General features: G+C 35.6%; 18 protein-coding genes and 2 pseudogenes. 18 read left to right on the top strand and 2 right to left on the bottom strand.

Annotation, left to right across the window (positions count from 1 at the left end):
* Positions 1-4: 4 nt before the first annotated feature.
* From LZD48_RS17520 to mnhG, 3 genes are read left to right on the top strand one after another with little or no spacing between them, the layout of a single operon-like run.
* On the top strand, positions 5-487 hold the full coding sequence (locus LZD48_RS17520; protein WP_235763995.1) for a Na+/H+ antiporter subunit E: 483 nt from the start codon (positions 5-7) through the stop codon (positions 485-487).
* Positions 487-762 (top strand): Na(+)/H(+) antiporter subunit F1, encoded by a 276-nt coding sequence (locus LZD48_RS17515; protein WP_235763994.1) that lies wholly within the window; start codon positions 487-489, stop codon positions 760-762. Before LZD48_RS17520 ends, LZD48_RS17515 begins: the two co-directional genes overlap by 1 nt.
* Entirely contained in the window at positions 740-1,108 is a 369-nt protein-coding gene (gene mnhG, locus LZD48_RS17510) for a monovalent cation/H(+) antiporter subunit G (protein WP_310739861.1), read from the top strand. The genes LZD48_RS17515 and mnhG overlap by 23 nt, the downstream gene beginning before the upstream one ends.
* 492 nt (positions 1,109-1,600) lie before the next feature.
* Here mnhG and LZD48_RS17505 read toward each other — a convergent pair.
* Positions 1,601-3,463: pseudogene (locus LZD48_RS17505) on the bottom strand (DNA topoisomerase III); the annotation flags it as partial.
* Between the two features lie 214 nt (positions 3,464-3,677).
* Here LZD48_RS17505 and LZD48_RS17500 point away from each other — a divergent pair.
* From LZD48_RS17500 to LZD48_RS17440, 13 genes and pseudogenes are all read left to right on the top strand, one after another.
* Positions 3,678-4,904: a tyrosine-type recombinase/integrase gene (locus LZD48_RS17500; protein WP_310739860.1), complete on the top strand. Its 1,227-nt coding sequence runs from the start codon at positions 3,678-3,680 to the stop codon at positions 4,902-4,904.
* Positions 4,905-4,909: 5 nt separating this feature from the next.
* Positions 4,910-8,290 (top strand): helix-turn-helix domain-containing protein, encoded by a 3,381-nt coding sequence (locus LZD48_RS17495; RefSeq protein WP_235763992.1) that lies wholly within the window; start codon positions 4,910-4,912, stop codon positions 8,288-8,290.
* A gap of 17 nt (positions 8,291-8,307) precedes the next feature.
* Positions 8,308-9,957, top strand: a complete 1,650-nt coding sequence (locus tag LZD48_RS17490) for a site-specific integrase (protein ID WP_235763991.1) — start codon at positions 8,308-8,310, stop codon at positions 9,955-9,957.
* On the top strand, positions 9,941-10,645 hold the full coding sequence (locus LZD48_RS17485) for a hypothetical protein (RefSeq protein ID WP_235763990.1): 705 nt from the start codon (positions 9,941-9,943) through the stop codon (positions 10,643-10,645). Before LZD48_RS17490 ends, LZD48_RS17485 begins: the two co-directional genes overlap by 17 nt.
* A gap of 382 nt (positions 10,646-11,027) precedes the next feature.
* Positions 11,028-11,905 (top strand): annotated as a pseudogene (locus LZD48_RS17480) (cation diffusion facilitator family transporter).
* Positions 11,906-12,215: 310 nt separating this feature from the next.
* Positions 12,216-12,827, top strand: coding sequence for a CadD family cadmium resistance transporter (locus LZD48_RS17475; protein ID WP_235763989.1), 612 nt, complete (start codon positions 12,216-12,218; stop codon positions 12,825-12,827).
* A gap of 106 nt (positions 12,828-12,933) precedes the next feature.
* Complete coding sequence (locus tag LZD48_RS17470) at positions 12,934-13,299, top strand: ArsR/SmtB family transcription factor (protein ID WP_235763988.1); 366 nt, start codon at positions 12,934-12,936, stop codon at positions 13,297-13,299.
* Positions 13,292-15,940, top strand: coding sequence for a heavy metal translocating P-type ATPase (locus LZD48_RS17465; RefSeq protein ID WP_235763987.1), 2,649 nt, complete (start codon positions 13,292-13,294; stop codon positions 15,938-15,940). Before LZD48_RS17470 ends, LZD48_RS17465 begins: the two co-directional genes overlap by 8 nt.
* Positions 15,941-16,259: 319 nt before the next feature.
* The gene (locus LZD48_RS17460) at positions 16,260-16,964 is read left to right on the top strand and encodes a response regulator transcription factor (RefSeq protein WP_235763986.1); all 705 of its coding nucleotides are present in this window, start codon (positions 16,260-16,262) and stop codon (positions 16,962-16,964) included.
* 1 nt (position 16,965) lies between these two features.
* Positions 16,966-18,345, top strand: coding sequence for a sensor histidine kinase (locus LZD48_RS17455; protein WP_235763985.1), 1,380 nt, complete (start codon positions 16,966-16,968; stop codon positions 18,343-18,345).
* 2 nt (positions 18,346-18,347) lie between these two features.
* Positions 18,348-18,551 (top strand): hypothetical protein, encoded by a 204-nt coding sequence (locus LZD48_RS17450; protein ID WP_235763984.1) that lies wholly within the window; start codon positions 18,348-18,350, stop codon positions 18,549-18,551.
* A 209-nt stretch (positions 18,552-18,760) separates the two neighbouring features.
* Positions 18,761-19,432, top strand: a complete 672-nt coding sequence (locus LZD48_RS17445; protein ID WP_235763983.1) for a DsbA family protein — start codon at positions 18,761-18,763, stop codon at positions 19,430-19,432.
* A 7-nt stretch (positions 19,433-19,439) separates the two neighbouring features.
* Positions 19,440-19,868 carry a disulfide oxidoreductase gene (locus LZD48_RS17440; protein ID WP_438822774.1) on the top strand — a complete coding sequence of 143 codons (429 nt, stop codon included), beginning with the start codon at positions 19,440-19,442 and terminating at the stop codon, positions 19,866-19,868.
* Positions 19,869-19,996: 128 nt separating this feature from the next.
* On the opposite strand, the gene LZD48_RS17435 is transcribed toward LZD48_RS17440, so the two are convergent.
* Positions 19,997-20,719: a ZIP family metal transporter gene (locus LZD48_RS17435; RefSeq protein WP_235763982.1), complete on the bottom strand. Its 723-nt coding sequence runs from the start codon at positions 20,717-20,719 to the stop codon at positions 19,997-19,999.
* 188 nt (positions 20,720-20,907) lie between these two features.
* Between LZD48_RS17435 and LZD48_RS17430 the strand changes: the two genes are divergently transcribed.
* Positions 20,908-21,234: an ArsR/SmtB family transcription factor gene (locus tag LZD48_RS17430; RefSeq protein WP_235763981.1), complete on the top strand. Its 327-nt coding sequence runs from the start codon at positions 20,908-20,910 to the stop codon at positions 21,232-21,234.
* A gap of 96 nt (positions 21,235-21,330) precedes the next feature.
* Positions 21,331-23,250, top strand: a complete 1,920-nt coding sequence (locus LZD48_RS17425; protein ID WP_235763980.1) for a heavy metal translocating P-type ATPase — start codon at positions 21,331-21,333, stop codon at positions 23,248-23,250.
* The last annotated feature ends 578 nt before the right edge of the window (positions 23,251-23,828 follow it).

Below are 23,828 nucleotides of genomic sequence, written 5' to 3'. Positions count from 1 at the left end.
TAATATGGCATTTCAAATTTTACTCAATATATTAATCGCAGTGCTATGGATGTTCTTACAAAGCAGTTTTACACCAGCGAGCTTCGTATTCGGCTATCTGATTGGTATCCTGATTCTTTACTTGATGAGGAAGTTTCTCATGGTGAAAGTTGACCTGCGCAAAATAAGGCTTTGGGCTGTGGTGAAGTTATTCTTCTTGTTTGTCATAGAACTAACAAAAGCGAATATCGATATGGTGAAAGTTGTGTTAAAGCCGCAGATGGACCATCAGCCTGGAATTGTCGCCGTACGCACGAAGCTCAATACGGAGATCGAAATTACACTGCTCGCGGCTTTAATCTCGCTTACACCGGGAACGGTTTCGATGGACTTTTCGCCCGATAATAAGACCATTTATATTCATGCCATCGATGTTCCAGATGAGGATGAGATGATAGAAGATATTCATAATAGCTTTGAACGGGCGATTATGGAGGTGACGAAGTAATGTTTACGATTATTGTATATACAGTGCTTATCGTCATTATGATTTCATTACTTATCTTTTTAATCCGAATCCTCATTGGTCCGACGGTAAGTGATCGGATAGTCGGACTTGATGCGTTTGGTGTGACGTTAGTCGGTTTCATCGGCATTATTATGATCTTGCAGGATACAATTGCTTATTCTGAAGTCGCTCTCGTGTTAAGTATCCTTTCGTTTGTCGGAACGGTCGCCATGTCCAAGTTTATTGAAAGGGGTGCTGTATTTGACGACGACTGAAATCATTACTAGTTTCTTCCTCATCGTAGGTTCTTTCTTCACTTTTCTAAGTGCGATTGGGGTAATACGGCTGCATGATGTGTATAGCCGGGTTCATGCTGCTGGGAAGAGTTCCACATTTGGAATGATCTCTCTCATGATTGCAGCTTTCATTTATTTTATTCCAGAAGGGATCTTTAATGTTAAGATTCTATTGGCGATATTATTTGTCTTTATGACAGCTCCTCTTGGTGCTTTACTTATTAATCGATCGGCTTACCGAAATGGTGTTTCGATGGAGAAAAATACAGTGCAAGACGATTTAAAAGAGGCATATAAAGATGAGAAGCTGGAGTCTAGTGAATAAATACGTTATTCAAATAAACCCTGTATTGGAAAAACTCGATACAGGGTTTATTTATGGTTTAATGGGACAAAAGCTCTGACCCTCTGTCCCAGTTGCGGCGAGGCATGGGGGGTCAGAGCTTTTGTCCTTGCATAGGTAACTATAAAATAAAAAAATTGTGGATAACTAAAGTTACTAGCGCTAGCCATGTCCGCTCTGCGCCCAGCAACTAGCAGATCTTTTAGTGGGACGAGCAATGCGCAGTCCCAAACTTCACACTTCTTCAATCGATAAAGAAGACTTAGCCGTTTGATCTTTGTGAGGCTTAGTCGCCCTTATACCCTTGTGGTGAAAGTCAACATCAACTCAAAGAGGAAAGGAAGGCCGACTAAGTACGAGCCAAGGCCCAACTCACGTCTACCCCCTAAAGGGGCATGTTTCCTTTATCTCCCCCTCGAAGTGCTCCAGTTTGTACGTTGCTAAACGGGCGCTTCCGCCTTTGTCCCATTTGTGTTACTTTTTATCTCTAAGTTTTGCGAGCTGTTCGGCGAGGGCGTTGTTTTTAAAGCCGTCGTCCTGGTTTTTAAGGTATTTGTTGACATCGCGTTTCGATACTTTATGTTTTTTCTCATGTTGCTTTCTTTTATTGAAGGTAGAAAGTTTTTCACGGTGTCCGCAAGAACAGGTGAAGATTTGGCCCTCACCTTCCCCGCGCAGTTCCAACCGTTTATGGCAATTCGGACAGCGGGCATTGGTGCGTTTGGCGATATTTTTCTTATGTCCGCAGGAGCGATCTTGACAGACGAGCATGCGCCCGTGTCTGTTTCTCACTTCAAGCATTAATTTACCGCAGTCCGGACATTTTGTGCCAGTAATATTATCATGTTTGAATGTCGCGTCATTTGCTTTGATTTCTTGAATAATTTCTTTCGTGTAATCTTTGATCTCAGCGATAAATTTATTTTTGTTCAGTTTTCCGTCGGCTATTAGGCTCAACTTCTGTTCCCATTCAGCCGTTAAAGCAGGAGAGCGCAAGTCTTCTGGAGCGAGATCAAGCAATTGTTTACCCTTTGGTGTGATGAAAATGTGTTTGCCCTTTAACTCCATATATTCACTGTTGAAGAGCTTGTCGATAATATCAGCTCGGGTTGCGACCGTGCCGATTCCACCTGATTTTTGTAAGGTGCCTGCCAAATGTTTTTCATCTGCATCCATATAGCGGACTGGATTTTCCATCGCTTGCAGCAAAGCACCTTCCGTAAATCGTTCTGGCGGCTTTGTTTCACCATTCGTTAAATTGAGGGTGAAGTTTGTGAATGTATCTCCTTGTTTTACACTTGGAAGAGACTGATTATCAAAATCATCTTCGTCAAAACTTCGGTCGTAAAGCGTTCTCCAGCCTTGGTTTTTAATAATTCTTCCGTTTGCTGTAAAAGCTTCCTCGGAAATTCTCGCATGAATCGTTGTTTGTTCATATTCATAAGGGTCCATTAGGACAGCTAAGAACCGTTTGACGACTAAATCATAAATGCGGCGTTCCTTTGCATCGAGATTTGACAAATAGACCGGCTCTTCTGTAGGAATAATCGCGTGGTGATCACTTACTTTCGCGTTATCGACAACTGATTTTGGCAGTTTTTTAATTCCTTTTCTAAGAATCGTCTGGGCAACGCTTGCGTATTGATCGATTCCACATGCTTCAAGCCGCTCGTTCAGGGTTGGGACAATATCCGTTGAGATCACCCTTGAATCGGTTCGCGGATAGGTCAAAACTTTATGGCGTTCGTAAAGACTTTGCATAATCGATAAGGTTTGTTTACCGGAGAATCCGAATAAGCGGTTCGCATCACGCTGCAGTTCGGTTAAATCATAGAGTTGCGGCGCGTATTTTTTCTTGGCTGCCTTATCGATTCGGTCAATTGTTAATGTTTCTCCCTTTAAAGACTGGAAAAGTTTGTCTGCCTTTTCTTTCTGGAAGATGCGAGTATTATTCTTGTCATCCCGCCATGTATACGTGACGCCACCCGTAACTTTCGCCTGTAGACCATAGTATGTTTTCGGTTTAAATTCATTGATTTCTTTTTCTCTCGTCGCCACCATGCCAAGTGTCGGTGTCTGCACCCGTCCAGTGGATAACTGAGCATTGAATTTCGTTGTGAGTGCCCGGGTTGCGTTCAAGCCAACATACCAATCTGCTTCAGAGCGAGCAACCGCGGAGTCGTATAAATTAATATATTTATCACCTGGCTGCAGATTCTTGAATCCGTCACGGATTGCTTTATCTGTGACAGAGGAAATCCATAACCTTTTAACCGGTTTATTGACTCGTGCTTTATCGATGATCCAGCGGGCAACATGCTCACCTTCACGTCCAGCTTATCTACATAATATCGCACATAATGTAAATGCACATATATAAAGGTATATAAAGGGGGATAAATCTTGTAGGATTAGGGGGTAGAAAGAATATAAGAAAAAAATTCAAATAGTTATTGCACAGAAGTTAGAATATTGTTATCGTTAACATAATTACATATCTACTATATTGAATAATTAATAAAATGCACATAAAATGTGGGAGGAAAACTGTTTGAATGCAAACAATATTATTAGTTTAGACAAGAACGAATCCATTAGGTTCAGTACAATTTCTATTTGGATTGATTATGTGTTTCACAGTAATGGAGACATTGATAAAAAACACTTTGCTGTCATTGGACTTAAGAACACAGACTTAGACATCCACGTTATCCATCCAATTAGTCAGTTTATCACTGATAATTGGAAGAACAAACAATATAACACTCAGCGCAAACATGCAAATAATGTCGTTAAGTTTCTAAACTATTTAGTCGATAATAGAAAAAAGTTAAATATATCAACATTATGTGATTTAAACATTGTACATGGAACTCAGTATCTAAATGATTTGACTCTAACTGGTGTAAAAAGATCTACTGTAAAAGATGCTGAAAGGACATTAACACACTTTTATTACTGGTTAGTAAAAATCGATGTGATTACCAATGTATCCAAGAATGCCTTTGAGAAAAAAGAGTCACACTTAGGAACATATTTTGAATCCCCTTTCAAACCGTTGTACCCTACCAAAACAAATAAAGAAATTGAACACACATTACCGATTAGTTACATTCCATTGTTACTGGAAGTGGCAATTACCGTCGCTAAACCTATTGCCTTGGGGTTATACTTCCAGATTTTTGGTGGTCTTAGAGTTTCCGAAGTAGTGAATTTAAAAAGAACACAAGTAGCTAGAAGAATGCGGGAAGGTGATTTTATATTAAAACTTCAAAATCAAAACTTTCGAACTGATTTGAAGGAACACTCCTCTGTTAAAAAGGCACGTACTCAAAGAGTACTCGAAGTTAATGATTGGGGGCATAGTCTATTCAGAGATCATATAAAACTTTATAAGCCTATTGATAATAGTAATGCATTGTTTATAAACAGGGATGGCAAAGCTTTATCACAAAGAAGTTATCGACAATACTTCCAAAAGACAAAGGATTATTTTATTAACTTGCTTGAAAATCATGGTGATAATGAACAGAAACTTATAGCCAAGCATCTTAAGTATATGAAGTGGTCAACACATATCGGTCGTGGAACCTTCACAAACATCATTGCTGAGGACGCAGAAAACCCATATGAAATAGCTCATCTTCGTGGAGACTCGAACATTGATTCTTCTTTAACATACATGGTTTCTACAGAAAGAATTCATAAAAAAATTGAAAGTAAATTTTCAAATATGCATGAAGATTATTTACCTAAACTTATTTCTAGAAACGAGTGATTTATTTGAAAGCAAATATGGATTTTTCCAGGAAAAAAATTTTAACCACTAAACAGGTTGCTGAAAGATTAGGTATAAAAAGAAGCGATGATATCGGCACAATGATTAAAAATGGTAAATTCCCTAATGCTTTTAAAGCAGGTAAGGGGTGGAGGATACCACTAGAGGATATACAAGCCTATGAATTTTTGTTAAACAAAACTAAATATTGTCTAGACATAAAACAAACAGCTAAGCGTCTAGGGTATAAGGAAGGCAGAGTCCCTTCCTTAATTAAAAGATCCATATTTCCAAATGCTTTTAAGTACAACGGTAAATGGTGGATACCAGAAGTCGATATAAGAATAATTGAAGAAGAAAAATTAAATACATTAAATGTTCACCAAGTTTGTAATAAACTTAATCTTAGTTCAATCGCATACGTAAGATATTTGATAAATAAAAACGAGTTTCCAAATGCCTATAAGGATTTCTCAGGAAACTGGTGTATTCCTCATAAGGACGTGCAAAGTTTTGAAAAGAAATTAAGTGATAAAACCATCAATGCAAAAGAAGCTGCAAAACTATTAAATTATGAATCCAGAGAAGCTATCATTAATCTAATACACAATAAATTCTTTCCAAACGCATATAAGCTTCGTGGACAATGGAAAATACCTCTTAGTGATATTAATAAACATATGGAAATTCAGAACAACAGTTTAACCACTAAACAAGCAATGGATAGGCTTGGTTATAATCATACTTTTTCAGTTATCCAATTAATAGAAAGGTCTATATTACCAAATGCCTTTAAATACCGCGGAAAGTGGAGAATTCCGTTAACCGATATAGAATCTATAGAAGAGATACGGGTAGAGACATTAGACACAACCCAAACTGCAATAAGGTTAGAAAAAAAGTCAGCTCCACTTGTTTCTGAAATGATTCGCAAGGGTGTTTTCCCAAATGCCTTTAAAGACGATATATCCAGATGGAGGATTCCAATAAGAGATATAGAAAAATATGAGAAAGAACACAACACTGAAAACCATGTTAATGTTATTGAAGCGTCTAATATACTAGGGTACAAATCCGTTTCAACTGTCCTAAATTATTTAAAGAATGGTAGACTCCCGAAATCATTTAAATATAAAGGTAAGTGGTGGATACATAAGAGAGACTTAGAAACTCTAAAGGCTGAAGTAGGTAAGAAGAAAAATTATCTTAAACAAAATAAAAAACCTAGTAACAAAAATAAAAACCATAAGAAATACATACCTATAAAAAGTGATCCAAAGATAAAAAATCATTTAAGTATTTCTGATATACAAAAGCAGTTAAAACTAACAAAACATCAAGCAGCAAATTTATTTAATAAAGGAATCCTTTCAAACACTTTCAAATATCGAGGCAGGTGGTGGGTTCCTAAATCAATTTTTGAAGAATATCTAAAAAAGAGAGAACAAACAGCTAAGGCTAAACAAAATACTTTAACTGTTAACGAGGCTGCCGAGAGACTGGGATATGCACATGTAGGTTCTATAAGTACTTTAATCACAAAATACAATAAATTTCCAAATGCCTTCAAGGCAGGTAGGCATTGGTTCATACCTGAGGAAGACATTAAAGATTTTGAAAGCAAAAGAATGAAAGCAAATAAAAAAATAGAATTTACCCCTAAAGTGGCATATAACGAACTGAAGGAATTTATTGACTCAATTCAGATTGATGAAAATCTACACGAAACTAAAGAACTATTCACTGAATACGGCTTATTACAAATAAACAGCATGAATGGCAGTGCCAGCTACCGAAGAGATCGGGTGCTCTTATATAAACGTTTTTACAATAAAATGATTAACGAAATTAACAATGAAATATTTTTGATTTCTACAGAAAGAATTGAAGACATGTTACATGAAAAATCACCTTTTAAAAAGGGTGAAAAGAAGGTGCTTATTCCATTTCTAAGATATGTATACGGTCAAAAAAACATGGATACAGATGTAGAATATGCTTTAGTAACGACTAATAGAAGCAGAATCAATGACCAAGATATTTATTCACCTGAACTATTCCATGAGTTATATCAATATGTAAAAATGGTGAAAATGCATATACCGTATGCAGTTAACAATAGATCTTACGCAAATATGTGGGTTTATACCATACTATTATTAACTGACTTTATTAGAGGGCAAGATTTAATTATGAATACACCCACTATTGACTTAGAGTCTATTGATATTACATCACAGGATTGGTTTATTGAAAATAAATTATCGGATTTTGACTCACAATTAATTATTAATCAATTGTATTTACATTTTCGTAATAAGAGGACTAGTAAAACTGATGAATTATTAACATTTCTTGTAGCACCTGATTTAGTGGAGCCTCTAGCATATGCACTAGCAATATCTGAGTTGCACAGGAAAGTAGAAGAAAGTGAATTGCTTTTAGAGACTTTTTTAGAAGGTGTTTTTAATAATATTAAAACATCAGGAAAAGCTGGTCACAAAAAGTTTTTCCACAGATTGAAGTCAGCATCAGATTTTCAATTTAGTTCTCTAAAAATGAACAGAACCGTTGCAACATACCTTTTTTATTCTATCACAGAGGAAGATGGACAAGATAGTGACCTAGCATTACATTTGAGCCAGGTTTCACGTTCACATAAAAAAGCCGATTCAACAAGCAGATATATACAGTCTACAAATAAAGATGGATCGATCAATCGTGTTTCATATAATCTTTTTAAAAGAGGACATTTTGGTTGGTTATATAATTACTTAATATTATATGTTTCACAATTTGAAAATGCCCAAGACACTTTAGAAGAAAGGAGTAATCTTATTGAAAAAATTCGGGAGGATCTCGCTCCTTATCATTTAGAAAACATGGCAGAGTATGCTCACAATAACTTAGTCCCAATCCATTTAGAAGATAATACTAATAATATCGAAACGTTTATACAGAATATCTACAAGAAAAGGCAAACTGTAATTTCCAAATTAAAAAGGTATTCAAAGGAGGAAATTCGAGAGATCATAACTAAGTTGGCAAATGGAAAGCTTCCATCCAAAAATGAAAATGCGCAATGTCTCGTTTTCCCTAATTGTAAAAACCCAAGATTATCTAACTGTTTTTCCTGCGAATATGTAATTCCTGGAAATATAATGTTAATTCAATTGAATGAAGAATTAAATAGGCTCATTAATAGCCTAAAGAATTTAACGAATGAGATGATTATTAAAAAGGAATCAATGTTCCTCATGCATGCATTGTTAATTTGGAAAGAGGCTCGTATCGCATTTGGTGATGAAAAAGTAAATGCACATATACCAACGAAAGAAACATGGCAAGAGATAGAAACTATAGCCCATAAGATTTCAATAGAATGATAGAAAGAAGGTGTATTATGCAAATAAAAGTAGCACTAGGATCGGTTAATGAAAATGAAGTAATAGAGAGTAAACAAAATGTTAAATATGATACTTTTGATTTAAATAAATATAAAAAAATGTTCAATCAACTGGTTGAGAACAATCATGTATATGGATCATTTGACCAAATATATTGGGAGTTGCCATGTAGTATATCCGACCATTTAATTATCATAAAGTTTGATATTGAAGTCTATCAAGAATTTAACCTTGCATTAAAAGCGTATTCTATTGTTAGGTTATTATCTGGAAGAACTCCTATTACTGTATACAATGAAGTAGCCTTAATAAAAAAGGCTATTCTTGAAAGCCATGGATTAAATAACTTGAAAAATTTAGAAGTTCTTTTAGAAAAGCAAAATCAGTCGTATTCATATCAAGGATACCAAATGTCTATTGACATAAAAAGATTTGTTTCTTTTTATAATACTAATAAAACCGATAAAATAATTGATATTTGTAACAATCAACAACTGCATAAAAAGACAACTAGGGAATTGCCAAACTTTGAAGATATTATGATTTTTGACGATGTTGTAAATGATTATTTTCGAAAGTATCCTACAGATGAAACACTAGAGTTTTTACCCATCATGATGTGGTGGTTATTAACCAACATTATACCAATGCGACCGTCAGAGTTCTTATCGTTAAAAAAGGATTGTCTAGAATTTAATGAAAATAAGCTTTCAGCCTATCGAATTAAAGTACCAAGGATAAAGAATAAAGCCAATTCCCCTGGCGGCGAAAATCGGTATGAATCTATTGAAATTGATGAAAAGACATACAGATTTATTAAAAACGCTATTCAACAATTGAAATCTATTGATTCAGAATCAGAATATTTCTTTCCAGTAGAATTATTATTTGCGTATCGAAAAGTAAAGATACCTAAGAAAAATGAAAGAATTAACAGACGAGATTTTGATTTATTAAAAAAAGATTTTTACGAAGAAATAGTTGAAGGAATATATGGAAAGTACGACCTTGAAAGAATAAAGTCTGCTGACACTAGACATTTTGCTATCATTAACATGGCACTACAAGGTTTTAACATGCTCTCAATTGCACGAATGGCCGGACATGATGAAATTAGAAGTCAATACAGTTACTATTCACATGCAGAGCATTTTTCACAGTCCTATGTTTACCGTATGGCTCAGAAAAGATTAGAGAGCCATGTAAGCAGTAAGATGAACAATGGTATTATCGGCTGGAAAAGATATGTTTACGATAGAGGTAGAGCAGTAAATACTGATGAATTTGATTTTAATAGGATTGTGGGTAGAGTGAAGTTCGGCTATTGTATGGAAGAACAATCTGTTTTTCCTGAGACGTGTATTGAATCATGTAAATACTGCTCAAATTTTGCTTTTAACTCAGCATTAAATGACCAGAAGGAAGCCATGGATTGGCTAGCAGACTCTTCAATAGAGCTAGAAAAAGAGATTAGGGAATCGATTGAATTAATGAGGGATTTATCGCTTAATCTGTCAAAATCATTTATACGAGGCAATGATGATTTACTCAAGTCAACATCTAGAAATTTATTAACTTATATGGATATGAAAACGATCATTGACTCGAATTTGATGGAGGTTGAGGCGTTTGACAAAAAATACTAATAAAGGTCGTGGACGACCTGCTGAATGGTCAGATGATGAATTAAGGCAGTTGGCATTAAACGCAAAATATAAACATCATGGTAAGAAACTGACTCCTTCCTTTCTTGAAAGGGAAACCAATGTGGGAAGAAACACATGGAGTCGTCGAATGAGAGAATTTATTGATGAATTAAACAACCCAGTCCTTCCGGACATATCAATAGGAGAGTCAATCGATGCAATATTGCCTAGTGTTGATTTAATCTTTAAAAAGTATGGCAATGATAAGCCTGCACTTAAAAATGAACTACTTGAACTGGAAATTTTGTTATATGATTTTTACAAGGAACTAAAAGACTATAAATTAAAAGAAGAAAGATTCGATAAAGCGATTACCGAAATGGAATCATTAAAAAGTGAAGCTAAGAAACAAGAAAAACGTGCGAAGCACTATGAGAAACTCTATAATGATATAGTTGTTTCAAGTATCTATCCACATTTAAAGGATGTAAAAAGCTCCCAAATAAATCAACATCACATTACAGAAAAACTAATTAATATGGAAGAACATAAAGAGAAAAATGTTTCCCTAGATGATCTAACTAAACACTTTCCAAATATCACTGGGGATGAAACACAAGTGAAAGATTCCAGAGAAAATAAACAGCAAAGTAATATGAAGAAGTTACTCGATAAATTTGATCTTTAAAAGAATGAAATAAGTAAAAGTGGGTTTGAAATAAAGTCGTACCGTTTGTAAAAAGTTGCACCGTTTTATCCCTTTAGATTTTATCTAAGGGGGTGTTTCGTTGTAAAAGGACTTATTTAATTAAGTGTTTTACTGTAAACTGAATTCATAAAATAAATAAGTGACAACATAATTTTATGATTATTTTCACTTAAAACTAACGGGGCAGCATTAGTGTAATATAAAAAGTTTTAATAAGGAAAATTAATAGAAAGTTTTCATGAAGACAACTTACTTGCACATTGCTTACTAATATAGATTGATATAAAAAGATTTCTGTAGACCCACCCGTTTTTGCTATTGTATGATATTCATACAAGTACTTCGGTGGGAGGATTACTGCGTGGATGAGCAAAAATATGGAAATCTTAAATTAGGAGAACGTGGAGCAATCATTAGTATTGTTGCTTATATCTTCTTCTCTATTTTAAAGTTGGTAATTGGATATATAAGTGACTCAGATGCTCTAAAAGCGGACGGTTTAAATAATACAACTGATATTATTGCATCGATAGCTGTTCTGATAGGACTCAAGTTAGCACAAAAACCGCCCGATAAGAATCATCGGTATGGACATTGGAAAAGTGAATCCATTGCATCAATGATTGCTTCTTTTATTATGATGGCAGTTGGTCTGCAAGTATTGATTAATGGTATTGGTTCTATTTTTCAAGGAGGAAAAGAGACCCCAGATATTTTAGCTGCCTATGTAGGTGTGTTTTCAGGACTTGCTATGTATTTTGTTTATCGATATAACAAAAATTTAGCTAACAAAATTAAAAGTAAAGCTCTTATGGCAGTCGCAAAAGATAATCTTTCGGATGCTTGGGTAAGTATAGGCACAGCGATTGGTATATTTGCCTCGCAATTAAATATGGCTTGGATTGATACGCTGACTGCAATTATTGTAGGGATATTAATTTGCAAAACGGCTTGGGGTATTTTTAAAGGAGCTTCCCATGAGCTTTCAGATGGATTTGATGAAAGCAAAATTCAGCTTTACCAAGAAGTGATCATAAATGTGGACGGAGTTAAAGGAGTAAAGGAGTAAAGGAAATTAAAGGTAGAAATTATGGAAACAACGAGGTAATAGATGTTGTCATTCTTGTTAATTCTACGTTGAATATTAGAGAGGCACATGAGATAGCTACACACATTGAGGAAGTCATGATGAACGACTATGAAGTGTATGATGTGCATGTCCATGTAGAGCCAGATTAATAAATGGGATTAGCTATTACCTTTTTAAAGAATTGTGTGGCAAAAAATTAGAACAGGAAGTTATTGGTAAACAGTTACTTCTTGTGCTAACGGGTGCAATCCTTGAAAAAGGAGGAGCACCTTTTCTTGTTGAATATATACAATAGGTCAGGTTTTTTTAAGATAATGTTTTAATAAATTTCAAGTTAGTTCCTAATATTAGAAACTAGCTTTTTTGTTCGTATATAGATATATTATTCAAAGGAACATTTGAATAATAAAGTGTGCCTACTACCGGGCATATATAAATTGTAAATAGGGGCGATTTATTTTGGTAACAACGATTATATCAGCTATCGTATCTTACATAGCGACAAGTATTGATTACATTGTCATATTAGTAGTTCTATTCGCTCAAAATAAGAGGAGAAAAAGGGCTGTAAGAGATATTGCTTTAGGGCAATATGTAGGATTTTCAATACTAATTTTAATTAGTCTTTTGGCAGCTTTTGGTCTTGCACTAATACCACAGCAATGGATTGGATTGCTTGGTTTGGTTCCAATATACATCGGTTTAAAAATTTTGTTTGAAAAGGAGGAAGATGGCGAGAGTCAAGAGGAAACTATAGATACTAATCGGTTCTCCAGCTTCCTACTTAGTGTAGCAGTCATTATGTTAGCTGCAGGTGGAGATAATCTAGGCGTTTATATTCCATATTTCACTACCTTAAATACAGTCGAATTAATAGTGACGATTACTATTTATTATGTTTTGGCTACAGTGTTATTATATTTTTGCAAACGATTGGCAGCTGTAAAAGGTATCTCTGAAACCGTTGAAAAGTTTGAAAAGCTTATTGTTCCCCTTGTCTTTGTAGCTTTGGGTATTATGATTATGTATGAAAATGATACTTTTAGTTTGATTTTAAGTTGGTTTAATTAGAGATTTATTTTATAATCAAACAATTCTTTGACTATTAGTTTAAACTGGAATATAATAAAATTAATTACTATATACAAACGATCATTTGAATATAAGGGGGAGTATAATGGCTAAAGATACATGTGAAGTTACCTGTATTAACGAAGAAAAGGTAATAAGAGCAAAAAAAGACTTGGCGAAACAAAATCCAATGGAAGTAGCTAAAATATTTAAGGCATTATCGGATGATACGAGGGTTAAAATTGCTTATGTTTTGTCTTTAGAAGGAGAGTTATGTGTGTGTGACGTGGCAAATATAATAGAATCTTCAGATGCTACAGCATCTCACCATTTACGATTGTTGAATAACCTAGGATTAGCAAAGTACCGAAAAGAAGGGAAGTTAGTCTATTATTCACTAGATGATGATCACGTTCAACACCTCATTGAAACAGCCTTCGAACACCAACAGGAGGTAATGAATCTTGGATAATACAGCAAAAAAGTTATCAGAAGATAAACAAGTTTATCGTGTAGAAGGTTTCTCCTGCGCAAATTGTGCAGGGAAGTTTGAAAAGAATGTTAAACAGATTCAAGGTGTACAGGATGCTAAGGTAAATTTTGGCGCTTCTAAAATTGATGTGTTTGGAAATGCAACCGTTGAAGAGCTAGAAAGGGCTGGTGCTTTTGAAAACCTTAAAGTAGTGCCGGAAAAACCTAAAAGACGACGTGTTGAACCCGCCCCAATTGAGGATAAACATGTCTACCGTGTGGAAGGTTTCTCTTGTGCAAACTGTGCCGGGAAGTTTGAAAAGAACGTGAAGAAAATTCCAGGCGTACAGGACGCTAAGGTAAATTTTGGCGCATCTAAAATTGATGTGTATGGAAACGCATCCGTTGGAGAATTAGAAGAAGCAGGTGCCTTTGAAAATCTTAAAGTAATGCCAGAAAAACCAAAAAGGCAAGCCAATTTTGTGGCTACAGACGATAAGAATATTTATCGTGTGGAAGGTTTTTCTTGCGCAAACTGTGCTGGTAAATTTGAAAAGAATGTGAAAGAAATTCCAGGGGTTCAGGATGCTAATGTAAACTTTGGCGCTTCTAAAATTGACGTGTATGGAAACACAACGGTAGAAGAGCTAGAAGAAGCTGGGGCCTTTGAGAATCTAAAAGTATTCCCTGAAAAGTTAGCAAGCCAAACCGTACAACAAACAAGAGAAGACAATCAAGTTCAAAAAGAAGAAAAAATACCATTTTACAAGAAACACAGTGAGTTAATATACGCTTCGTTACTCATTGTTTTTGGTTACCTTTCGCATTTTGTGAATGGAGAAGATAACCTTGTAACAATATTACTCTTTGTAGCTTCGATTGTAATCGGGGGATATTCCCTATTTAAAGTGGGTTTTCAAAACCTGATACGTTTTGATTTCGATATGAAAACTTTAATGACCGTGGCTGTTATTGGAGCAGCGATTATCGGTGAGTGGGCAGAGGCGGCCATTGTTGTTATTCTCTTCGCAATTAGTGAAGCACTAGAAAGATTTTCTATGGATAGGGCGAGACAATCTATTCGATCGTTGATGCAGATTGCTCCGAAAGAGGCGCTTATTCGAAGAAATGGACAAGAAATTACCATCCATGTAGATGATATCGTTGTTGGGGATATCATGCTAGTCAAACCGGGTGAAAAAATCGCCATGGATGGGGTCGTTGTGAATGGTTTGTCAGCTGTTAATCAGGCAGCTATTACCGGTGAATCCGTTCCTGTTGCTAAGACGAAAGATGATGAAGTGTTTGCAGGTACGCTTAATGAAGAAGGTTTACTTGAGGTAAAGGTAACAAAATATGTGGAAGATAGTACAATCTCTAAAGTTATCCATCTTGTCGAAGAAGCACAGGGAGAGCGTGCTCCTGCTCAAGCATTTGTAGATAAATTCGCAAAATATTATACCCCGGCTATTATGGTTATTGCAGCCCTAGTCGCCATCGTACCACCATTATTCTTTGGCGGAGATTGGGGAACATGGGTATACCAAGGATTAGCAGTTCTTGTAGTCGGATGTCCTTGTGCATTGGTTATTTCTACACCAATCTCCATTGTTTCGGCAATTGGTAATGCTGCCAAAAAAGGGGTATTAGTCAAAGGCGGTATCTATCTGGAAGAATTGGGTTCTGTTAAGGCGGTTGCTTTTGATAAGACTGGAACACTAACAAAGGGTGTACCAGTAGTGACAGATTATAAAGTATTAAATGATCAAGTGGAAGAAAAAGAGCTATTTTCAATCATCACAGCTTTAGAATATCGCTCACAGCATCCGCTTGCTTCAGCAATTATGAAGAAGGCTCAAGAAGAAAATATTTCTTATTCAGATGTTAGAGTGGAGGACTTCACTTCTATTACAGGACGAGGTATCCAAGGGACTGTAAATGGAACAGTCTATTATATTGGAAGTCCAAGGCTTTTTAAAGAATTAAATGTAACTGACTTTAGCCGTGAGTTTGAAAACAAGGTAAAAGTGTTACAAAACCAAGGGAAAACCGCCATGCTTATCGGAACGAAACAAACAATCCTTGGCGTGATTGCGGTTGCCGATGAAGTACGCGAAACAAGTAAAGGTGTCGTTCAAAAACTTCACCAGTTAGGAATCAAGCAAACAACGATGCTGACGGGTGATAATAAAGGTACTGCAGAGGCAATTGGTGCGGGTGTTGGTGTAACAGATATTCAAGCCGAATTGATGCCAGAGGATAAATTAGATTATATTAAAAAAATGAAGTCAGAATATGGCAATGTGGCCATGATTGGCGATGGTGTCAATGATGCTCCAGCATTAGCTGCATCTACTGTTGGAATAGCAATGGGTGGAGCTGGAACGGATACTGCCATCGAAACTGCTGATATTGCTTTAATGGGGGATGACTTAAGTAAGTTACCATTTGCAGTGAGGCTTAGTCGTAAAACATTAAATATCATTAAAGCAAACATCACGTTTGCAATTGGGATTAAAATAATTGCCTTACTATTAGTTATTCCAGGCTGGTTAACGCTTTGGATTGCAATCCTTTCAGATATGGGAGCTACTATTTTGGTAGCATTGAATAGTTTGCGACTAATGCGAGTAAAAGAATAACCAGGAAATATGTAACATACCAAGACCTAGAGTTATCCTCTAGTTCTTGGTTTTTTTCTTGAACTTTTAATTCAAATAAAAACCTTATTCATTGAATCTAGTTAAACCTTCACACTTTCTACAAAATTATTAGTAGACGAAAATTATTGGAGGAAGCTATTGGTTGGTTTTGCTTGAGCTTATTATAGATGAATATGCGTTAGAACGCCGAACCATTATATTAATGGAATCCATTGATTGGAATAAATGCGATTATTATAAATGTGATATGGCTTATACTATTAATGGTGTACCCATAAAAATTAAATGAGGTTTGCAGATGAAAGATAAAATTTTGCTTGTTGATGATGAATGGAATATGAGAAACTTAATAAAGATTCATTTGTCTAGAGTGGATGTCGATATTGACGAAGCGAAGAGTGGACAGGAAGCCCTAGAGATGGTTAATAAAGAAAATTACAACTTAATCATATTGGATATCATGTTACCAGATATTAACGGTTGGGAAGTATGTAGGACGGTTAGGGCGACTAAAAATATGCCCATCCTAATGTTAACTGCCCGAAGTGATATTAAAGACCGGGTTCATGGACTGAATATCGGGGCTGATGATTACTTGACGAAACCATTTGCCCCAGAAGAACTCGTTGCCAGAGTAGTAGCCATGATACGCCGACAAAAGATGAACCAGGAAGAAATAGATACTTCAACATTAAATTATGCGGATCTCTCGATTGAATTTGATAGTAGAACGGTAAAGGTAAAGGATAAACCAATCGAATTGACGCCAAAGGAATTTGATATTCTTCATTTGATCGCCAGCCAGCCAAAAAGGGTGTTTACTCGTGAAATTATATTGGATTTAATCTGGTCTGTAAATGAATATCGAGATTCTAGAGCAATTGATACACACGTCAAAAATATCCGTGAAAAACTTCGTAAGGCCGGACTTCCCTATAACCCGATAAAAACAGTTTGGGGAGTGGGTTACAGATTCTATAATAAAGATGAGGATAAAACCTAACATGAGTAAAATTGTCATGAAGCTAGGCGTTATTATGATGTGTCTAATCTTAGCAGTATTATTACCATTGAGTTTTGTGGCAGATAAAATCTTTTCCAATTTCTACTACAATCAAATGATAGAAGAGATTGCTGAGCTATCTCATAAATATGCGGGTTCAATGACTTCCCTTGATGATGATACAATGATAAATATGTTTATTAATCTAGCTTATTTCACAAATAAAGAGATCTATATAACGGATGATAGCGGTGAAGTGATAGCTCACACTGGAATTCCGATTCCCTTAACGAAAAATGAACTAGGACAATTATCAAAAGGTGAGCCTATTCAAAAAAATATCGAGGATGGAGAGAACGACAATGTCTACCTTGGATACGGTCACCCTATTATCATCTCCAATACTTTTGAGGGGGCCTTTTTTGTTCTAACCTCTGTAGATAACGCCCGTGAACCAGTTCGCAAAGTCAGGGACTTATTAATCTTATCAGCGGTAGGAGCTTTTTTTGTAGGTCTCGGAATTACATTTTTCCTTTCTAGAAAAATGTCACTGCCACTGTTGGAAATGGAGCGGGCGACGAGAGAGATAGCGAGAGGGAATTTGAATGTGCGTGTCAACACATTACCAAATGATGAATTAGGTTCTTTAGGCAAAGCAATAAATTATCTAGCGGTGGAAACAAATGAATATCGAACGAAACGGAGCGAACTATTTGCAAATATCTCGCATGAATTACGAACGCCTATCACGTATTTGAAAGGATATGCAAATGCATTAAGAAATAACCTTTATAAAACCGAAGAAGAGAAACAGCAATATCTGAACATTATTGAAAACGAATCAGATCACATTCTAAGATTAATTAATGATTTGTTTGATTTATCAAAAATGGAGGAAGGCCGGATAAATCTCCAGGTGGAAGCAATTAATATCATTGAGATTTTAGAGACATCCATTTTAAAAATCGAATTAGAAATTGAGAAAAAAGGATTAAACCTTGTTGTTGGCATGGATAAGGACGATTTAATTATTTCTGCGGATGGAAACCGGATGGAACAGATTTTTATTAATTTATTTGTAAATGCAATAAGATATACGACTGAGGGCTCTATTTACATTAGAGCATGGGGGGATAAAGATAACGTACATGTAGTTATTGAGGATACTGGTATTGGGATTCCTGAAGAAGAACTTCCGCTTATCTTTGAGCGATTCCATCGCGTAGAAAAATCACGTTCAAGAGATTATGGTGGAACCGGATTGGGTTTAGCAATTGTTAAGAACTTAGTGGAGATCCAACATGGGACGGTGACCGTAAGTAGCGAAAAGAACAAAGGAACAAGATTTGAGTTAAGCTTCCCCAGAGTGGAGAAGGGATAAATATGAAAAAAATTGAATGGGCTTTAGCTTTGACCTTGATCATCTTTGGAATAGCTTGTTTGACCTTTTGCGCAACATTGTGGAGTGAGGGGTCGATTAAGGATTATTTGACAACTTTAGTGCACATCTGTTTTTGGACGGGGTTGCCAGGTTTAATTTTGGGAGTTTTATATGTGATAGTCTTGAAGGGAAGGAAAAATAAATAAGGATATTTCCACGGGTAGGATTACAGCAAGGTGGATAAAAATGTTAGGAGAAAAGTTGTATCTATTATTGATCCTTATTGTTAGTTTTATTTTAGTCTGTTTGAGTTTTAACTGTTTGTTAACTAGATGCCTCAATAAAGAAATTATTCATCTATGTAATTTAATTTGATGGATGCCTTATTAAAAATTACGATGGGAAGAGATGCTTTATGAAAAGTAAAAACTCTACAATGAAAATAGTAGTAATTATAACTACAGTAATCATTCTATTAGGAGTTGCTTTGGTTGTATTAACCAATAAAAATAATTCAGAAGTAGGGGAAACGCATGCGGAACAACCACCAGTGAAGGAACAACCTGTTTTAGGAGAAAATGATGCACCTGTAACGGTAGTGGAATTCGGAGACTTTAAATGCCCGGCATGTAAAGCGTGGGGAGAAAAAATTTACCCACAATTGATAAATGATTACGTCGAAACCGGGAAAGTGAAGTTTTCTTTTATTAATACGCCGTTTCACGGGAAAGAATCGACATTAGCCTCTTTGGCAGCTGAATCTGTCCTGGAACAAAACCCTGAAGTTTACTGGGATTTCCATAATGCCTTGTTTGCAGAACAGCCAAGTGAAAATCATGATAGCCAATGGGTAACGGTTGAAAAGGTTCTTGAGGTAGCAGATGGAATACAAAACATTGATTTAGAGGAATTGGAATTGGCCTTAGAAGAACAGTCTGAAATAGAAAAAGTTAATAAGGACGTCGAGTTGGTAGAAGAGTTTAACGTTCAACTGACGCCTAGCATTATGATAAACGACATCATGCTGGAAGATCCATTTGATTATGAGGCTATCAAGAATCTTATTGATCAAGAATTGGAAGGATAATAGATTTATGAATGCACTGAAGAGAAAACAACTACTTCTATATTTTTCGTGGATTGTTTCTGTCGTCGCAACCCTAGGTAGTTTATATTTTAGTGAAATACGAGGATTCATACCTTGTGAGCTATGCTGGTATCAGCGTATATTAATGTATCCTTTGGCACTTATGCTAGGGATAGCAACTTTTAATAATGATTTTTTGGTGAAGAAATATGTGCTTCCAATGGCGATAATAGGTTGGTTTATCTCGCTTTTCCACTATCTGCAACAGAAGGTACCTGGTTTTGCGGCAATAAAGCCTTGCGCGAGTGGTGTACCTTGTAACACGCAATATATTAATTGGTTCGGGTTCATTACAATCCCATTTTTGGCATTAACGGCATTTACACTGATAATAATATTTATGTTACTGATTAGACCACAAAAATCTGTTGAATAAAAATGAAGCAGAAGCTTAAACTACTTTTTGTCAAACATAATAGGGAAAGATAAATTGGATGATTACATTTTCATTTTATCTTTCTTATATTATGTTTTTTGACGATAATAGCTACAAAATCAACCTTTTTATACTGAAATTAGATATAAATATATAATTCCAAAACCCAACAATCCAAATACAAAGGAATACAATAAATTTGAATTTCTAACTGCTTCCCCAAAGATCTCTTTTATTGCAACCATAAAAATGATAGCAATGGAGAGGTTTATCATAAAGGCTAGCAGAGAAGGTAATTCTATATTAAATAATTGCCCAAGCAATGTCCCTAAAGCAATTGGAAATGTAATAATTGCCGTGATAAACAAATAAGTAAGTATGCCAAATCCTGCAAGAAACAAAGGAGTAAAAACAATCATTCCTTCTGGTATGTTATGTAACACTAATGTTGTTAATAACAGCTCTCCCATATCCGTACCTAGCGTCGGACCAAGAGCAATACCAACGGGGAAATTGTGAATAGCAATACTTAGAGTTAGAAGCACCCCTGAGCGGACAAAAATATCCTTTTGGTGACTAGCTGTGATAATTGTAATTTTATCCATTAATTGATGAATGTATTGAAATAAAATGATACCAATTGAACTTCCAATAGCGAGATTTACAAAACCACCTAACTCAATATTTTCTGGAATCATTTCTAGAAATAATAACCCCACTATAAGTCCGGCACACAACGAATAGATGAAGCTGAATCCTGTCTGTAACCCTTTCATTATCCAGGCTATACCACCACCGACACTAATACCTAGTGCGGAGGCAACTGCACTAATTATCCACGACATCGCCATACAATCACTCCTTTTAATAGGTGTATTTTTAGTTTATGTTGTAAAGAACAGAATAATATTCAGTTATATTTATGTGTTATTTGACAATCATTTGTAAAGTAGTTAATATATGAGCATATACTGATATATGCATATACTAATTTGTAAGTGTTGAATTTTTATATAATGAAATTAAAAGGGGAATTATTATGGAAAATAAAGAGGAGCAGTCAGAAATACACGGAAGGGACTTGGATGAAGAAACTTTATTTATAGTATCTCAAACCTTTAAAGCATTAGGTGATCCAACAAGAATTCGAATACTTAATTTATTGTTCGATAAAGAGCTCTCAGTGAACGGAATTGCGGAAACCTTACATCTTAAACAATCGACCGTATCACATCAATTGCGTTTTCTTAAAAATTTACGTTTAGTGAAATATCGTAGAGATGGTACAACATTATATTACTCACATGACGATGAACATGTAATGCATATGCTGAAACAGACAATAGAACATGCTTGTCATCATTAGGATTTGCTAATACAAAGGTTTTCAGGTGACGGTCGGGAGTACGGAGATTAAGCGGGTGTATCCGGTGATAAATCAGATTTTTAGGAAGGTGATAAAATGGGAGAGATTAAAGAGCATCATTCACAAGAAAGTCACAGCCATGAGCATAACCATGACCATGGGAAAATGCCAATTATTTTATATTTTATCGGCTTAGGATTGGCTATAATTGCATTATTTTTAGATAATGGAAATTTATTACTGAAAAATATATTATTTTCAATAGCTACAATCGCAGCTGGATACCATGTCATTATCCTTGAAGGTATTGGAGAGACGATTGAAAATACTAAAATAAAAAGGCGATTCACCCCCAACTCTCATATCTTAATGGGGCTAGCAGCAATTGGCGCTTCTCTTATGGGGAACTTTTGGGAAGGAACACTATTAATTCTCATTTTTTCTGGTGCCCATTTTCTTGAAGATTACGCTGAAGGAAGAAGTAAAAGAGAAATCACTAAATTGCTCGAAATGAATCCAACTACAGCAAGACGGATTATGCCTGACGGAAATACACAAACCGTTGATGTAAGCGAATTAAAGATTGGTGATCATCTTCAGGTATTAAATGGTGACCAAGTGCCGATTGATGGAATTATACTATCTGGCACTACCTCCATTGATGAATCTTCTATAAATGGGGAAAGTATTCCCAAAGAGAAGTCTAAGGGAGATGGAGTTTTTGGGAGCACGATTAATGGAACAGGTACTTTTACGATGGAAGTCACGAAAGAAAGTAAAGATACGGTCTTCTCCAAAATTTTACAACTGGTTAATCAAAACCAAGATAATCAAACAAAAGCTGCAAGTGTTATACAAAAGTTCGAGCCTAAATATGTTAATTTAGTTTTGATCGTTATACCATTAGTAATGTTACTTGCTCCTTTTTTACTTGATTGGACATGGTCACAGAGTATTTATAGAGGTTTAGTCCTTTTAGTTGCAGCTTCACCTTGTGCCCTCGCAGCAAGTACTGTTTCAGTGACTCTGTCAACAACATCTAACCTTGCAAAACAAGGAGTGCTTTCCAAAGGAAGTACTTACTTATCGCAGTTAGCGGACATAGATGCGATTGCCTTCGACAAAACAGGAACCCTTACTAACGGAAAACCTGAAGTAACAAATTATTATTTTGCTGATTCTGTGAATGAAGAAAATATTATCGATATCATAGTGGCTCTAGAAAAAGAATCAAATCACCCACTAGCAAATGCTATTTTGGAAAAATTTGAAGCAAAAAATAAGATAGATATCGAAGTCACAAACCAGATTGGGAAAGGTCTAACAGGTGACTTTAACGGAAAAAATTATCGTATAGGTAAACCTACTTCTTTTGATGATGTTTCCGATGAGTATATCGATTTAAACAATGAGTGGGCTTCAGAAGGAAAGACTGTTGTATACGTAGCAGAAGATGAAGAAGTCATTGGGCTGATAGCCCTTATGGATGTTCCGAGAGAGCAAGCGAAAGCAACCATTGATTACTTTAAGAAACTTGGTATACACACCACTCTAATTACCGGTGACTCTGAGATGACAGGGAAAGCAGTTGCCGAGCAGCTAGGTCTTGACGAAGTTGTTGCTAATGTAATGCCTGAAGATAAATCTAATATTATAAATCAACAAAAACAAAAATATGGAGTGACGGCAATGGTGGGAGATGGTGTGAATGATGCACCAGCCCTTGTAAATGCAAATGTCGGTATTGCTATGGGAGATGGTACGGATGTTGCGGTAGACGTTTCTGACCTGGTTTTAATGCAGAATGACATATCTAAATTAGTGAAATCCCATAAAATTTCCTCGAAAATGAACCGTGTAATTTGGCAAAATATAATATTCTCAATGGCAGTTGTTGCCTTTTTAGTTGTAGTTAGTTCTCTGGGACTTACAGATATAGCAATCAGTGTAATTATTCATGAAGGAAGTACTTTGGTCGTTATACTCAATGGACTTCGATTATTAACAACTAACTGATTGATAATCGATTACAAGGAACAAGGAATGAAACTAGAAGTGATGTTTATTTTCATTAAATTGTTACTTCTGTATGAGCCATTCTCCAAAATCTCATAAAACACTATACGATATGGTGATAATTTCAAATAACAAGCCGGATTAGAGTTGGGACATAATGACCGATCTGTTCTATGAGATATTGAAAAAATCGAAGACTTATGGAAGAAAGGCCTCGGTGAGAATTCGCAGGATGCCTATCTCCTATAGAGGCTCACCAGTCACCCGCAAAAGACATATTATACTTCTTGAGTGGGAAGTGAGCCTTTCGTTAAAATTTGTCTGAACTTCCTATCTCAAATTCATTATGTCCCAGTCCCTTGACTGTACTAATCTTAATTGAATATTTGGGACTGCAGTTTTTAGAGACACGAAGCATTAGAATCGGAAATTCTTCTTTTGGACTTACAAAAAACATTCCCATGTACTATAATAAATAAAAAGTTGCATTATATAAACTTTTGTTCGTTACGACATACCATGAATTAATTTTTTACCCCAATGTTTCCCTTGGTAAACTTTTATAGCTTAAGTTATAA

Source organism: Oceanobacillus alkalisoli, from assembly GCF_021556485.1.
Taxonomy (GTDB): Bacteria; Bacillota; Bacilli; order Bacillales; family Amphibacillaceae; genus Oceanobacillus; species Oceanobacillus alkalisoli.
Note: the sequence above shows the minus strand (reverse complement) of the source record. Positions and strands in the feature narration are given on the sequence as shown.

Coding starts and splice junctions, on each gene's coding strand:
- LZD48_RS17520 (WP_235763995.1), top strand. CDS start 5: ATGGCATTTCAAATTTTACTCAATATATTAATCGCAGTGCTATGGATG.
- LZD48_RS17515 (WP_235763994.1), top strand. CDS start 487: ATGTTTACGATTATTGTATATACAGTGCTTATCGTCATTATGATTTCA.
- LZD48_RS17490 (WP_235763991.1), top strand. CDS start 8,308: ATGCAAATAAAAGTAGCACTAGGATCGGTTAATGAAAATGAAGTAATA.
- LZD48_RS17470 (WP_235763988.1), top strand. CDS start 12,934: ATGGCTAAAGATACATGTGAAGTTACCTGTATTAACGAAGAAAAGGTA.
- LZD48_RS17460 (WP_235763986.1), top strand. CDS start 16,260: ATGAAAGATAAAATTTTGCTTGTTGATGATGAATGGAATATGAGAAAC.
- LZD48_RS17455 (WP_235763985.1), top strand. CDS start 16,966: ATGAGTAAAATTGTCATGAAGCTAGGCGTTATTATGATGTGTCTAATC.
- LZD48_RS17450 (WP_235763984.1), top strand. CDS start 18,348: ATGAAAAAAATTGAATGGGCTTTAGCTTTGACCTTGATCATCTTTGGA.
- LZD48_RS17445 (WP_235763983.1), top strand. CDS start 18,761: ATGAAAAGTAAAAACTCTACAATGAAAATAGTAGTAATTATAACTACA.
- LZD48_RS17440 (WP_438822774.1), top strand. CDS start 19,440: ATGAATGCACTGAAGAGAAAACAACTACTTCTATATTTTTCGTGGATT.
- LZD48_RS17435 (WP_235763982.1), bottom strand. CDS start 20,719: ATGGCGATGTCGTGGATAATTAGTGCAGTTGCCTCCGCACTAGGTATT.
- LZD48_RS17430 (WP_235763981.1), top strand. CDS start 20,908: ATGGAAAATAAAGAGGAGCAGTCAGAAATACACGGAAGGGACTTGGAT.
- LZD48_RS17425 (WP_235763980.1), top strand. CDS start 21,331: ATGGGAGAGATTAAAGAGCATCATTCACAAGAAAGTCACAGCCATGAG.